This is a genomic window from Paenibacillus sp. NN59, assembly GCF_057597225.1.
The window spans coordinates 5134644-5149232 of the sequence record NZ_CP199678.1; the positions used below are offsets into that span (position 1 = coordinate 5134644).

At 48.4% G+C, this 14589-nt stretch carries 11 protein-coding genes; all 11 read right to left on the minus strand.

Features of this window, described 5'->3' with window-relative positions; all coding sequences use genetic code 11:
* Positions 1 to 132: 132 nt before the first annotated feature.
* Entirely contained in the window at positions 133 to 1695 is a 1563-nt protein-coding gene (locus tag ACT89M_RS22400) for a LysM peptidoglycan-binding domain-containing protein (protein ID WP_308723112.1), read from the minus strand.
* A 193-nt stretch (positions 1696 to 1888) separates the two neighbouring features.
* Positions 1889 to 2809 carry an RluA family pseudouridine synthase gene (locus ACT89M_RS22405; protein WP_154890969.1) on the minus strand — a complete coding sequence of 307 codons (921 nt, stop codon included), beginning with the start codon at positions 2807 to 2809 and terminating at the stop codon, positions 1889 to 1891.
* The gene (hemL, locus tag ACT89M_RS22410; RefSeq protein WP_154890970.1) at positions 2806 to 4110 is read right to left on the minus strand and encodes a glutamate-1-semialdehyde 2,1-aminomutase; all 1305 of its coding nucleotides are present in this window, start codon (positions 4108 to 4110) and stop codon (positions 2806 to 2808) included. The genes ACT89M_RS22405 and hemL overlap by 4 nt, the downstream gene beginning before the upstream one ends.
* A 382-nt stretch (positions 4111 to 4492) precedes the next feature.
* Positions 4493 to 5494, minus strand: coding sequence for a porphobilinogen synthase (gene hemB / locus ACT89M_RS22415; protein ID WP_090919123.1), 1002 nt, complete (start codon positions 5492 to 5494; stop codon positions 4493 to 4495).
* 100 nt (positions 5495 to 5594) lie between these two features.
* Positions 5595 to 7154 carry a uroporphyrinogen-III C-methyltransferase gene (gene cobA, locus ACT89M_RS22420; protein WP_090919126.1) on the minus strand — a complete coding sequence of 520 codons (1560 nt, stop codon included), beginning with the start codon at positions 7152 to 7154 and terminating at the stop codon, positions 5595 to 5597.
* Positions 7155 to 7158: 4 nt separating this feature from the next.
* Positions 7159 to 8109, minus strand: a complete 951-nt coding sequence (gene hemC, locus ACT89M_RS22425) for a hydroxymethylbilane synthase (protein ID WP_154890971.1) — start codon at positions 8107 to 8109, stop codon at positions 7159 to 7161.
* Between the two features lie 2 nt (positions 8110 to 8111).
* The gene (locus ACT89M_RS22430) at positions 8112 to 8762 is read right to left on the minus strand and encodes a precorrin-2 dehydrogenase/sirohydrochlorin ferrochelatase family protein (protein ID WP_154890972.1); all 651 of its coding nucleotides are present in this window, start codon (positions 8760 to 8762) and stop codon (positions 8112 to 8114) included.
* Between the two features lie 5 nt (positions 8763 to 8767).
* Positions 8768 to 9595, minus strand: a complete 828-nt coding sequence (gene ccsA, locus ACT89M_RS22435) for a cytochrome c biogenesis protein CcsA (RefSeq protein ID WP_373323281.1) — start codon at positions 9593 to 9595, stop codon at positions 8768 to 8770.
* 14 nt (positions 9596 to 9609) lie between these two features.
* On the minus strand, positions 9610 to 10995 hold the full coding sequence (hemA, locus tag ACT89M_RS22440; protein WP_154890973.1) for a glutamyl-tRNA reductase: 1386 nt from the start codon (positions 10993 to 10995) through the stop codon (positions 9610 to 9612).
* Positions 10996 to 11336: 341 nt separating this feature from the next.
* Positions 11337 to 12002, minus strand: coding sequence for a ribosome biogenesis GTP-binding protein YihA/YsxC (yihA, locus tag ACT89M_RS22445; RefSeq protein WP_222592188.1), 666 nt, complete (start codon positions 12000 to 12002; stop codon positions 11337 to 11339).
* A 234-nt stretch (positions 12003 to 12236) separates the two neighbouring features.
* Positions 12237 to 14576, minus strand: coding sequence for an endopeptidase La (gene lon, locus ACT89M_RS22450; RefSeq protein ID WP_090919136.1), 2340 nt, complete (start codon positions 14574 to 14576; stop codon positions 12237 to 12239).
* Positions 14577 to 14589 lie beyond the last annotated feature (13 nt).

Consider the following 14589-nt stretch of genomic DNA (forward strand, 5'->3'; position numbering starts at 1 on the left):
GCGTGATAGTCAACCTGACAACAGCGGAACGAGGTTATTAGACAACCAAAATGTTCAAAAACAGGTACAACCCGCAATTCCTATGAGGAATTACGGGCTGTTTTATAGGATACGGTATCCTGAACCGAGTGACTAAGGAATATATAGAATCTGTCCTTCTTCAACAACCTGTTCAGTTAATCGATTATATAACTGAAGCTCCCTGGTGCTAAGCTGATATCTGTCTGCAATGGCATCGAGTGTTTCTTCGCGCTGTACGATGCACAGCTTGACTTTGCGGAATGGCGTCTGATCCACAATCGTACCCAGGAACAGATTTTTCCATTCTACATCTTCTGCCTGACGATCCTCTTCCGAAACAACTCCATCTGAAACCTCCTCACTGCGTTCACCCTCAACTCCACGGACTGCCCGGCCGGATGATAACAGAGAAGAAATGCCCACGCCTTCTTCTTCTCTTCGTGACGATTCTTTCTTGCTACCAAAAGCAACCTTAAGCTCTGGCTTGTCTTCCGCCTCAGCTATTGCCTCAGGGAGGAATTCCTCATTCTGTAACAGCGAGGCTTCCTCTGCCACTTCCAGTGAAGGCCGATCTTCTTCGGGCTGAGCCGGTTCAGATCCAGCAAATACATCTTGCCAGTTCTCTGTCTGCGGCTGTGCCACAGCATTCGAAATGAACTGCTCTCCTTGCGAACCACCTGACCGCGCTTCTTCAAAGTGCCATACCTCAGGCGTAGTTTCTTCAAGAGGTTTCCATGCTGCTTCAGAACGCGCCTGCTCAGAAGCCTCTGAACTCCATAATCCTGAATTTTCGGATACACTATTTACCGAAGGTTCAGACCATGCTGAGGCTTCATCTTCTATCGGAAGCAATGGCTCCGCTTCAGGATAAGAAGCTAGTCTGTCAGCCGTTTCAGCCATGAATGACGAGATTGGAGAAGGGACTTCATGCATTTCATGTGATGCCTGTGATGGTACAATCCCCTCATCTGAATCAGGCAATCTATTTTCATCCGATTCATCCGTTGAAGCAACATCAGATGGTAGTGGCTCGGCAGATGACTGGTTCCAGTAGGCTTGCGATAGTTCTTCATACCCTGATTGCTGTTCTATTCTTGGCAACAAATCAGCAGATTCCGGAGAACCATATGCAACAAGCTCAGCCGCATTCGCCAGCTCTTGCTCTTCGTTACGCAACCCGGCTTGTTCCGACAGCTCCAACAGCTCGGACTGCTCTGTCTGACTCAATTCGTTCTCTCTGCTGTCAGGCTGAGCCTCGGGGGAATGAACAACCGTGAATTCATCTGCCGACCACACTTGTGGCTCTTCTACCGGGAAACCTTCAATCCCTCGCAGGGACAATACACCTGTAATGTTCAGACTTCGGCTAGATAACAGGTCTACATCGAAATTTTCAATCTCGATTGAAATATCATCAATGGATCTAACCCGGTTCAATGGCACGGTAATTTCGACTGGAATAAAATGCTTTAATTCCTCCGAATCCTCGCTCTCCCCCCGGTATGTTCCTGTAAGTAGCAGATGCCCCCTCAAGGTGGCATGGTCGTCCTGTCCAATCACCTGAATACGCGGATAGAGTTCAATTTCCTCCAATTCCTCAATGGCAGGCACTCCCTCAGACAAATGAACGCGCTCATAAATATCGAACCGCAAACCGTATGGTTGATTCAACAAAGGTGGCGTCCTCCTTTCGGCATATGTTCACCATGATCCTTCTCATGGGACTGATCCATGGTCCAATCCTTCGTTACCCATCTATATGCCTGAACTAGGGTGGGCATGCCACCTTTGTTAAAAAAGCCCGTTCTGTTTGCTACACTTTTTAAACACCTTAGAAAGCCAAAAACAAAAAAACAGACCCAGTAAATCAGGTCTGTCCTTCTACGCTATGACTCTCCCTCGCTGCCAATTGTTCAAAATCCGCTGGCCAGGGGTCTTGTACTTCAATTAAGGCTCCGGTTAAAGGATGGTTAAAGCTCAGCACTTCGCCATGCAATGCCTGCCTGCCTATGATGTCCGAACGCCCCCCGTACAGTTTGTCACCGACAAGAGGGTAGCCAGCATAGCTGAGATGCACGCGAATCTGATGTGTACGCCCTGTTTCCAGCTTCAGACGTACCAGCGTTGCCCTCTCCCATACATGCACGATGTCCACATGAGTAATTGCATCCTGGCCTCCTTCGGAGACACGTCTGCGTTGCTTGTGGTGCCTGTCCTTACCAATCGGCGCATCAATCTTGCGGAGATCACTGGGTACTTGTCCGCCTGTGATAGCAACATACTGACGATCAATTGCTTTGAGACGCATCGCTTCATCCAGTTTCGCGAGCGCAAAAGCATTTTTGGCATATAAAACAGGACCGGTCGTATCTTCATCCAGACGATGAACATGACGTACACTGGTCTCGATCCCATTGATCTCATAATACGAAGCTACCGCATGATCCAGCGTAACGACCTGTTCTTCACGACTTCCATCCGGATGAAGCTTCATACCGGCCGGTTTGTGCACGACGAGACAGAAATCATCCTCATACAATACATCCAGATCAGCCCAGCGTGTCTCCACACCCAGCGGTTGCACAGCAAAAAGGGCCAGCCGAAGCCGGTCCCCTGCTAGCTGTACTCCCTGGGTTGCCTTGAGCTGACGCAGCAACTTCTCCGGGAACTTGAGTTCAGACAGGAGCCACTGTTCAGCAGCAGCTTGTCTGTCCTCTTTTCCAGTCACCGCCTTGCCTGGCATCAGCTCAAGCCATTGACCGCGACGTTTCCAGCTTTTTATACTCATAGCGACTGCAAAGCCTTACGGTTGGCCTCAATGGTATCCTCGATATCCTGCTCCGTATGCACACCGGACACAAACATCCCTTCATACTGGGACGGCGCCACGCTAACGCCTTGATCAATCATCGCTGCAAAATAACGGCGGAACTGATCCAGGTTGCTTTCTTTGGCAATATCATAATTCGTTACCGGTACAGCACTGAAGAATGGGCACACCATTGAACCGACACGGTTAATTGTTACCGCCACACCTGCTTCTGTTGCATTTTTCTCGAATCCAGCCTGCAAACGTGCAGACAACATCTCCAAACGATCATAAACTTCCGGTGTCAAAAGTTTCAACGTCGTATAACCTGCAGCCATAGCCAGCGGATTACCACTTAGTGTACCCGCCTGATAGATTGGGCCTGTCGGCGCAATCTGTTCCATCAGATCCCGGCGACCGCCATATGCTCCTACAGGAAGACCGCCGCCGATAACTTTACCCAGACACGTTAAATCCGGTGTAACGCCAAAACGACCTTGTGCACAGTGAAGTCCTACACGGAAACCCGTCATCACCTCATCAAAGATGAGCAGGCTTCCATACTCCGTAGTCACACTACGCAATCCTTCCAGAAAACCGGCAGCTGGAGGTACGACACCCATATTGCCAGCAACTGGCTCCACGATTACACCCGCAATTTCTTCTCCGTATCGTTCAAAGGCAAGACGCACGGACTGCAAATCATTGTAAGGAACCGTAATTGTATTCACGGCCACACCTTCGGGCACTCCAGGACTGTCCGGCAGTCCAAGGGTGGCTACCCCTGATCCAGCTTTGATCAGCAAACTGTCGGCATGGCCATGGTAGGAACCTTCAAATTTCAAAATTTTACTACGTCCCGTTGACCCGCGCGCCAATCGAATGGCACTCATCGTTGCTTCCGTACCGGAATTCACCATGCGCACGATATCGATGGAAGGCACACGCTCGCACACCAGCTTTGCCATCTCTGTCTCAAGCAGGGTTGGTGCACCGAAACTTGTGCCCTTAAGAGCTGTCTCCCGGAGTGCTTCCACAACTTCAGGATGAGCATGTCCCATAATCAGCGGGCCCCATGAACCTACGTAATCAATGAACACATTGCCATCAATATCGTAGATTTTGGAGCCCTCACCGCGTTCGACATAGATCGGTGTGAGTCCGACAGATTTGAATGCCCGAACCGGACTATTCACTCCTCCAGGTATGTACTGCTTGGCTTCCTCAAATGCGCTGCGTGAGCGCTCATCATTGCGACGATTGCCTTGTTGTGCAGTCAATGAACATCCTCCTTATTGTAAAGGCCTCGCTTGCAGAGAGACTGATGCATTTAATGACTAGATAAGTTGAACTAAAGATGTTTACACAGACACTCCGATGACAGAATAACCTTACAATCGCTGTTATCCCCAGATTTTTTGATTTTATTTTTCATAAGGGGAAAATCCGGTGATAAAGACTGAGCCAATGCTTCCGAAGTAGCTTTCTTTCAGAAAGCTTTCAGCTCCGCTTTTCCAGGTTTTTTCTGTCCTCTCCGTTTCAGTGTAAATGATCTGTTCAACTTATATAGTCTGCCGCACCACTCTCTTAAAAAAGCAAGGCCTATGGGTTTTATTGGCATAGATAAAGAACATATATGGTTACTCGTTGGTAGTCATTGGTTTACTTTTCAGCCAGCCATCTTGATGCATCTTTGGCGTAATACGTAATAATCATATCTGCCCCGGCACGTTTCATGCTGAGCAAGATTTCCATGGCCACCTTTTTCTCATCAATCCATCCTTGAATTGCGGCCGCCTTCACCATTGCATACTCCCCGCTTACATTATAAGCAACGAGCGGAAGATCAAACTGATCCTTGATGGTACGCATAATATCGAGATAGGAAAGTGATGGTTTCACCATCAGCATGTCCGCTCCCTCCAGCACATCCGTTTCCGCTTCGCGCAACGCTTCTCGAGCATTCGCCGGGTCCATCTGATAGGATTTCCGGTCTCCGAATTGCGGTGTGGAATCTGCTGCTTCACGGAACGGGCCATAAAATGCTGAAGCGTATTTGACGGAATAAGACATAATCGGAATATGATTAAATCCATTCTCATCCAGCCCTGCACGAATAGCCTGTACAAATCCATCCATCATATTAGACGGTGCGATAATATCTGCGCCTGCCTTCGCTTGCGATACGGCCGTTTTCACCAGCAGTTCCAAGGACTCGTCATTCAGAACATCGCCGCAGATATGTCCATCAATCTCCGTAGTGTGCACCATTCCGCAGTGACCATGATCGGTGAATTCACATAGACAAGTGTCTGCAATCACCAGCAATTCGGGGTACCAGGATTTGATCAATCTCGTCGCTTCCTGCACAATGCCATCCTCTGCAAAACCAGATGAACCTACACTGTCTTTTGTTTCCGGAATCCCGAACAGCAGTACAGCCGGAATGCCAAGCTCTGCGATTTCCGTGACTTCTTCCTGCAGACGGTCCAGCGAGAAACGGAATACACCCGGCATCGATTTAATCTCGGACTTTACATTTTCACCGTATGTGACATAGATCGGTTGAATAAAATCATCCACAGTCAAGTGTGTCTCTCTTACCATGTTGCGAATACCTGCCGATTGACGTAAACGGCGATGACGTACGATTGGAAAACCCATCTATCTTTTACCTCCTAGAATTTCATTTTGTAAAAAGGGAAGCGCGCTGGTTCTTCTCGAATTCAGCACGCTTCATATGTTCAGCCGAAGCTAGTCCAACTTAATTGTTGACAATACCGACACTGCCAGCACGTTTCCACTCACACAAAACATCGATCAAGCTAGTCATTGTCGCTTCTTTCGCCATAAGAGTAACCTCCAGTCCGGCAGCCTCCGCAGTCTTCGCGGTAACCGGACCAATACAAGCAACCTCTACTCCCTTCAGCAACGGCAACGGATCTTCCACACCCATTCGTTTCAGCATCTTCATGAAGTTTTTCACGGTGGATGAGCTTGTAAAGGTCACTGCATGAATACCGCCCTCTTCAAGAAGCTTAAGTAATTCATCATCATCCTCACCTGCAAGAATGGTGTCATAGATGATCGCCTCGGTAACGTGCAGTCCGCGTGCTGACAATTGCTCCGGCAACCACGACCGTGCGAGATCACCGTGTGGAATCAGCACGTTCTGGCCTGCCTTCAACTCACTTTCAAATGCTTCGAGCATGCCTTCTGCCTGAAAAGGCCCTTTGACAACTTCGGGTGCAATACCGTGCTTGCGCAGTGCTTCTGCCGTAGATGGTCCTACTGCTGCAATTCTCGCCTGATGAAGCGAGCGAATGTCCTTACCTTCGTTTTCCAGATGACGGAAGAAAAACTCCACGCCATTGACACTTGTGAAAAAGACCCAATCAAACGTATTTAACGCATGTAGTGCATCTTTGACACTTTGTTTGGAGGATTCGCTGGACGGCATAACCGTCTCAATGACTGGGAACTCATAGGGTTCACCACCGAGTTCTTCAATGCGATTCACCAGTTCACTCGCCTGACTGCGAGCACGGGTAACCAGAATTCGTTTGCCAAACAGCGGCAGCACCTCTGCCCATTTCAATTGCTCCCGCTGGTTGACCACATCTCCAACAACGATGACAGCTGGTGGCTGAAAATTCGCCGCAATGACTTTGGCTTCGATATCTTCCAGCGTACCCGTGATGGTATCCTGTTCTGCCCGAGTTCCCCAACGTACAAGCGCCACAGGTGTGCTAGCCGGACGGCCATGACGAATGAGCTGTTCGCTAATATAGCCGATCTTGGCAACCCCCATCATAAACACCAGTGTGCCCGTAGCGTTGGTTACTTTATCCCATTGAATACTGCGATCCAGCTTGTCCGGGCTTTCATGTCCGGTAATGATCGAGATGGAGGAAGCATAATCCCGGTGCGTCACCGGAATACCCGCATATGCCGGCACGCTGATGGCTGCGGTTACTCCAGGTACAATCTCAAACGGAATACCGTTTTTGTGCAGCAACTCTGCCTCTTCCCCTACCCGTCCGAATATGGTCGGATCTCCGCCTTTCAAACGCACGACCACTTTGCCTTCAAGCGCCAAATCCACAAGTAGCTGGTTAATCTCTTCCTGTTTCATCGTATGTCGATCCGGTCGTTTCCCCACATAAATTTTGACCGCACCGGGTTTCATCAGTTTCAACAATCGCGGACTCGCGAGTCGATCATAAACCACGGCGTCAGCCTTGCCTATGCTTTCCCAACCTTTTACCGTAATCAGCCTTGCATCCCCAGGACCCGCACCTACCAAAAAGACTTTCCCCGCCATGCCTTCATCCCCTAACTTCTGCCAGTATCTGTTCAGCCCCGCGATCAATTAACTTCCAAGCCACTTCTTCTCCCAGGCGAACCGGATCTTTGCCGCTCAATGTTTCTTTCAAAATCAGCCTGCCATCCGGCATCCCAACCATTCCCGTTAATTGTAACTTGTTTTCACTGTTCAGGGAATCATCTCCTGGCATCCACACCGCATGTGCGCCAATCGGCACCTGACACCCTCCGTTTAACACACTCAGGAAACGACGCTCTGCCATGACCGGCGCAGCTGTTGCTGGATCGTTATAGAGGTTGAGCAAATGTAGTAGCTCCTCGTCATCCTCACGGCACTCAATGCCAAGAGCTCCTTGGCCTACAGCAGGAAGGCAGGCTTCCTCAGACAAATATTCGGTAATTCGATCCTCCCAGCCCATCCGATACAAGCCTGCTGCTGCCAAAATAATGGCGTCCAGGCCTTCGGTTTCAAGCTTCCGCAGACGTGAGTCGATATTGCCACGAATCGATTCCAGCTGAAGATCAGGTCGGTACGCCTTCAACTGACTTGATCTCCGCAGACTGCTTGTTCCAACCCGGGCACCCTCTGGCAGTTGATCCAGCGTAAGTCCGCCGCGAGAGACTAACGCATCCCGAGGATCAGCTCGACGGGGAACGGCACCGTTAACAAGCCCTTCAGGAAGCTCGGAAGGCATGTCCTTCATACTGTGCACGGCCATATCGATGGTGTGATCAAGCATTGCCTGTTCAATCTCTTTAACAAACAAACCTTTACCACCTACTTTGGACAAAGTCACATCCAGAATGAGATCTCCCTTTGTCACGATCTTATGTACCTCAAAGTCAAAAGCTAAACCTTCCCGCTCACAAATATTGCGTAAGTCCTGAATCACATAGCCGGTCTGGGTTAGTGCCAGAGCGCTTTGTCTGCTGCCCACTTTAATTGTCCGCATATCTACATTTCCTCCTGATTACGGGATATCCAGTTCCCGATTTTTTCTTCGCTCCACCACTCAAACTGACCCGTTCGTATCGTATCCAAAATGTCCATTTCCGTTAGACGGCGCAGTAGCGTACTTCTTACAGTTGGAGGCAGCCCGCGAGATTTAATCTCCATTCTCATCTGATGTAAAAAATCAAGATACGTCTCGTATTCATCTCCAAACTGTTGTTCAAGCAAAGCACGAATCTCGGCCGCCGCGGCAGGTCCTGCACCGGCAGTCGAGATGGCAATGCTTAACCGCCCTCGTCTAACCACACTCGGCGTAATAAAACTGCTATTACCGGAAGACATCGCATCGTTCACCAGTATTGCCCCAGCTTCAGCTTCTTGAACTACTGCTTGATTAACATGAGGATCGTCCGTTGCTGCATATACGAGAAAGGCCCCCCGCAAATCTCCATTGCGGTAGGACCGGGCTATCCATTCGATTCGGGATTCCTGATGCAATTGTTCGAGAGTGGGCGTAAGCAGAGGGCTGACGACCGTAATTCGGGCCTCAGTCTGCAACAATCCTCTTACTTTACGCTCAGCAACACGTCCTCCACCGATCACGAGAACAGATTTGTCTGAAGTATTTACATAAATCGGCGTGTAGTGTTCCATATCCTTCACTCTCCCGTCCAGCGATGAAACGCCGAATACGCATTGGATAAAAAGCTCATGATGACAAGTGCATATCCAATCAATGTCCATCTGGACATGATCATCATCGAAAATTGCTTTCTTCTCTTGACTACGAAATAACCAACATAGATGGCAATCGCGAGACCCGTCGCAATCACCTTCAGATCAAGCAACAGATGCCACCGTCGTTCCGCAACGATGGACAATACAGCCAGTACAACGGATACTCCCAGAAGCGGAGTACCAATCAATGTGGCACCATCCATATATTTTCCAATGACCTCCAAGCTGGGTAAACGCCGTACCGTATCATTCCATTTTTTGTTTTTCAACTTATGGTGCAAGAACAGGTACAACAACGCAAAGACCGAAGCAACCGTTAAAGCTGCAAAGCCCAGATTAGCCAGTGTAATGTGCATAATTAACAAACCGTGAACCGTCTGCCAGTTGTGCAACGAGATTTCGCCCGCTGTAAACCACAACCGGTTCAAAACCGTTACCGAGAATCCAACGATATTGAGTAGCAGGATAACAAACTCTGAGCGTTGAACCCGGGTCATAATCAATGACATCAGCACAATGCTGAACGAAAAAATAAACAAAAAATCAAATGTAGTATAGATCGGGAAGTGACCTTCAGCCCACATTCGCATGATAACATGGGTCACTTGCAGTCCCCAAACAACAACAAGAAACCCTGTGCCTGTCCGCTTCGCCCCCGCATTGCGTCGAATGCAGTCCGAGAAATAGAACAGTAGGCTCAGGGCATACATATAAATTAAAGCTTCATAGACTTGTTCAGCAAGGGTCAAGTTGCCCACCTGCCTTATACGCCTGCCGGGACATAAGCCGGCACGGGGTCTTGCCGGTTTTCGTTCAGGTGAATCGCTGGTTTGCCCAGAGCTGTTGCATCGCTCTGATTCACTTTTTCTGCAGCCATTTCCACTGCATCCTCCAGCGCGAAAATCTGCGTAAACATGCGCAGTGCTTCATCACCTTGCTTCGTACCTGCCATTTCCTTGATCCGATTAATCGGATCGGTTGTCATTTGGTTGACAATGCTTTTGGTCAAACGACGAATGACTTTACGCTGATGCTCATCCAGCTCCGGAAGCTTGTTGAACAGACTATCCATTGTTTCTTCATGAATGGATACGCCTTTCTCTTGCAACGCCCGAATAACTGGGCGAACGCCGAGTGTTCTGAGCCACTGGTAATAATCTTCCATCTCCAGTTCAATCATTCTCTCAATCTTCGCAGCTTCGACCTTACGCATCTCCAGATTGCTCTCCACAATGCCTTCCAGATCATCAATATCGTAGAGAAATACGTTAGAGATTTCGCCAATTGCCGGATCAATATCGCGTGGTACGGCAATATCAATCAGGAACAGCGGACGTGCTTGCCGGCGCTTCATGCTCTCCCGGACAATACCTGCATCGAGAATATAACGTTCTGCTCCTGTAGAGCTGATGACGATGTCTACTTCACCCAGTCTCGTGAGTGCCTGCTCCATCGTACACGGCGTTCCCCGGAATTTGCTGGCAAGTTCCTCGGCTCTGGCGAGCGTCCGGTTGGCCACGATAACTTCAGATGCACCGTTAGCATACAGATGTTTTACGGTAAGTTCGCTCATTTTGCCGGCACCCAAAATAAGTACCTTCTTGTCTGTGAACATACCAAAAATCCGCTTGCCCAGTTCAACCGCAGCATAGCTGACAGAAACGGCACTCTCCCCGATGGAAGTTTCCGAATGTGCCCGCTTGCCCAAGGTAACCGCCTGTTTAAACAATTGGTTAAACCAAGTTCCGGTAGCTTTCTCTTCCTGTGCTTTGAAAAAAGCCTGTTTCACTTGGCCGAGAATCTGAGTCTCTCCAATGACCATCGAATCCAGTCCGCAAATGACCCGGAACAGATGGCGCATGGCTTGATCATCCTCATATATATATAAGTGTTGCGTAAATTCTTCCCGCGGAACGTTAAACCATTGCTCCATGAATGTTCGAATAAAATAACCGCACATGTGAAGACGGTCGACCACAACGTACAATTCCGTACGATTACAAGTGGCTACGATTACACCTTCCAATACACTCTTGGTCAGCTTGAGCTGCTGCAGCGCTTCAGACAAGTCCTTTTCTGCAAATGTGAATCGTTCTCTGACCTCTACAGGCGCCGTGCGATAATTCAAACCAACAACAACGATGTGCATTGCAAGTTCACCTGCCTAATAAATTTCCAATCAAAGTGCTTACTGTATATCTCTATCCAGTTCAGATTGACATAGTTAATTATATCACACATCAAGTCCATCACTCGCCCATTTTTATGAAATGTTTATGAAATCAACATGATGATTATCATATGCATTGTGATATATTGTAGTGTCTCACGAATGTACACCCTTATTCGTTATATGGAACGAATAGTGAATATTTGAGAAAACGGAGATTTCTGCAAACCTGTTCAAGACTGCTTATAACAAATAGTCATGGAATCATTCCATGACTATCTAGGTGCGGGATACATGATGTGTTTTTCAAATATTATAGGTTAGTAATTGTCATCCCCAGCTGTTTGAACAGTTTCTCCAGCCTCGTGATCCGCCTCTTCTTCAACTGGTGCGTATTTGTCTATGCGGGCGTGGCGGGTAATAATATCCCACAGTTCTTCCTTGCCCAGACCTTCCTCGGATGAAAAAGGGACAAACAAGTCGCCTGATCGAAGACCCAGTGCTTCCTTGATGACTTTAATGTGCTTGGCTCTGCGTGTCTTGGGAATCTTGTCCATTTTCGTAGCCACAACGACCAGCGGCAGACCATGATGGCGTAGCCATTCATTCATCATTTTGTCATCCTTGGATGGCTCATGTCTCATGTCCACCATCTGCATCACAAGCTTCAATTCATCCCGTTGTAGCAAGTACTTTTCCATCATTTTACCCCAGGCAAAACGTTGCTCTTTGGATACTTTGGCGTACCCGTAACCCGGAAAATCGACAAAATACAGATCCTGATTGATCTTATAATAGTTCAGTTGCTGGGTTTTACCCGGAGTTGAACTTGTACGCGCCAGATTTTTACGATTGATCAAACGGTTGATCAGTGATGACTTGCCCACATTGGAGCGCCCCGCCAGGGCAATCTCCGGCAGACCGTCATCTGGATATTGTTCAGGCCGAACGGCACTAATTATAAATTCAGATTGATTGACTTTCAAATTGCATCTTTCCTCTCTTGAACTCCTGTCTTGCAAGCATAACATTTCCACATTTTCATCCCGTATTATGCCATCATTCCTTCTATCATATCAAAAAAAACCTCTCCTGTACCCAAAAAAACAACTTTTGTACTCGAAAAACATCAGATTATCACGAAAAAAACCGTTCAAGCGGACGCCGAAGCCCCCGCCGAACGGTCTACTCTCCATTTAATCTTTGCGGATAAGTGTCGGTTACAGATGAATGCCTGCCTGTTCCACAAGAGCATGCTGCAACACCTGATCCATATGAGCTACGGGCACAAATTCCACATCTTCCTTGATGCTATCCGGAATGTCGCGCAGATCTCTTTCGTTATCCTTAGGTAACAATATTTTTTTGTAACCCGCACGGTGGGCTGCAAGTGACTTTTCTTTCAAGCCGCCAATCGGCAACACCCGTCCGCGTAATGTAATTTCACCTGTCATAGCAATGTCTTTCGACACATGTTTATTCGTCAGAGCTGAGATCAAGGCTGTTGCCATCGTAATGCCGGCTGATGGGCCGTCTTTAGGGATGGCACCTTCCGGTACGTGGATGTGAATGTCGTTCTTCTCATGGAAATCAGACGCAATGCCTAGTTGTGCTGCTTTCGAACGCGTATAACTGAAAGCTGCCTGAGCAGATTCTTTCATAACGTCTCCCAACTTACCCGTAAGCGTCAGCTTGCCTGTTCCCGGCACCACGGTTACTTCGATCACAAGCGTGTCTCCGCCCACCTCAGTCCATGCAAGCCCGGTCACCGTACCAATCTGATCTTCCAGCTCAGCCATGCCATAGCGGAATTTGCCCGGACCGAGATAGTCCTTAACATCATCCGGCAAGATCACAATCTGACCCTCTACACCGGATACGATATTTTTAGCCGCCTTCCGGCAAAGTGATGCCATTTGCTGTTCCAGATTTCTCACACCCGATTCACGCGTATACTCACGAATGACTTTTAGCAAGCTATCCTCTGGCACTTCCAGTTGGTCTTCTTCGAGACCGTGATCCTTCTTCTGTTTGGGAAGCAAATAGTTTTTGGATATTTGCAACTTCTCCAGCTCGGTGTAACCCGGAATATTCAGCATTTCCATACGATCCAATAATGGACGCGGAATGTTGTGCACCGTGTTCGCAGTAGTTATGAACATAACGTTAGATAAGTCAAAAGGCAACTCCACAAAGTGATCACTAAACGTATTGTTCTGCTCCGGATCCAACACCTCCAGCAATGCAGACGAAGGGTCTCCACGGAAGTCTGAAGCCATTTTGTCGATCTCATCCAGCAAAAATACAGGGTTAAGTGATCCTGCTGTTTTCATCCCCTGAATAATACGTCCAGGCATCGCACCTACGTAGGTACGGCGGTGTCCACGAATCTCTGCTTCATCCCGCACGCCACCGAGGGAGATACGCACAAATTCTCGACCGAGTGATCTTGCGATTGAACGGGCCAGAGAGGTTTTACCTACCCCTGGAGGGCCAACTAGGCAAAGGATCGGACCTTTGAGTTTTTTGACAAGTTTCTGCACGGCCAGATACTCCAATACACGTTCCTTGGGTTTCTCCAGACCGTAATGGTCGGCGTTTAGCACATCTTCGGCCTTCTGGATATCCAGATCATCATCCGTCACCTGGCTCCAAGGTAACGCAAGTAGCCAATCCACATAGTTGCGGATGACACCACCCTCGGCAGAACTTGCAGGCATTTTCTCCAGTCGATCAATTTCCTTCTCGACCTTCTCCTTCACCTTGTCCGGCAGGCCCAGACTTTCCATCTGATTACGAAGTTCTTCCACTTCGCCCGCACGGCCCTCTTTTTCACCGAGTTCCTTCTGAATCGCCTTCATCTGCTCACGCAAATAGTATTCTTTCTGGGTTTTCTCCATCTGTTTCTTCACACGTTGGCTGATCTTGCGTTCAAGCTCCAGCACTTCACGCTCATTATTCAGGATGTCCAGCAGTTTCTCCAGACGTTCCCGCACGTCGATGGTCTCCAGAATTTCCTGTTTGTCCTTGATTTTCAGAGACAAGTGGCTTGTAATAACGTCCGCAAGACGCCCCGGTTCTTCAATGTCTGATACGGCAGCCAGTGTCTCGGGGGTTACTTTTTTGGACAGATTGATATAATTCTCGAACTGGTTCAGAACGGTACGCATGAGGGCATCTGTCTCGGGATGAGCGTTCTCTTCCTCAGGCAGTTCTAGCGCCAGCACCTCGTAGTATTCTTCGTTGTCCGTATATTCAATAATTTCAGCCCGTTCCAAGCCTTCCACAAGTACTCGGATCGTTCCGTTGGGTAGCTTTAACATCTGTCTTACCTTAGCTACGGTTCCAATGCGGAAAATATCCTCTCGTGTAGGTTCCTCAATATTTACCTCGGCTTGGGAACATAGGAGAATCAAATGTTCTTCTACCATCGCTTTTTCTAAAGCCTTGACCGATTTCTCCCGGCCCACATCGAGATGCAGCACCATACTCGGGTAGACGAGAAGTCCTCTTAAAGGCAGTAAAGGAAAACGACGACCTTTCGATTTGCTCGGTCCCATCGCTTTCGCACCT